General features: G+C 61.9%; 1 protein-coding gene. It reads left to right on the top strand.

Annotated elements, in window-relative coordinates; translation table 11 throughout:
* Nucleotides 1–129: 129 nt before the first annotated feature.
* Nucleotides 130–491 (top strand): recombinase family protein (locus M622_RS22855; protein WP_021247886.1); only part of this gene is annotated, 362 nt, incomplete at its 3' end.

Here is a 491-nt window from a genome sequence, read left to right as displayed (position 1 = left end):
CTATACCCTAACATGGCGTCAGACCATCCGGCGCGAAAGCGTCAGAATAGAGTCGCCTTCAGAATTGATTGACACGCACCGTCAAGAGTCATAGATTTCTTCCTGACACATTCCCCTCAGGAGGACCCTTTGCACGGTCAGCGCATCGGCTACGTCCGCGTCAGCAGCTTCGACCAGAACCCGGAACGCCAGCTTGAGCATGTGCCGGTGGACAGGCTGTTCACCGACAAGGCATCGGGCAAGGACACCCAGCGCCCCGAGCTAGAACGGTTGCTCGCCTTCGTGCGCGAGGGCGACACGGTGGTGGTGCACAGCATGGACCGCCTGGCGCGCAACCTCGACGACCTGCGCCGTCTAGTGCAGAAGCTCACCCAGCGCGGCGTGCGCATCGAATTCGTCAAGGAAAGCCTGACCTTCACCGGCGAGGACTCGCCGATGGCGAACCTGATGCTGTCGGTGATGGGCGCGTTCGCCGAGTTCGAGCGCGCCCT

Origin of the sequence: Thauera terpenica 58Eu, assembly GCF_000443165.1 — a bacterium.
GTDB lineage: Bacteria > Pseudomonadota > Gammaproteobacteria > Burkholderiales > Rhodocyclaceae > Thauera > Thauera terpenica.
Note: the sequence above shows the minus strand (reverse complement) of the source record. Positions and strands in the feature narration are given on the sequence as shown.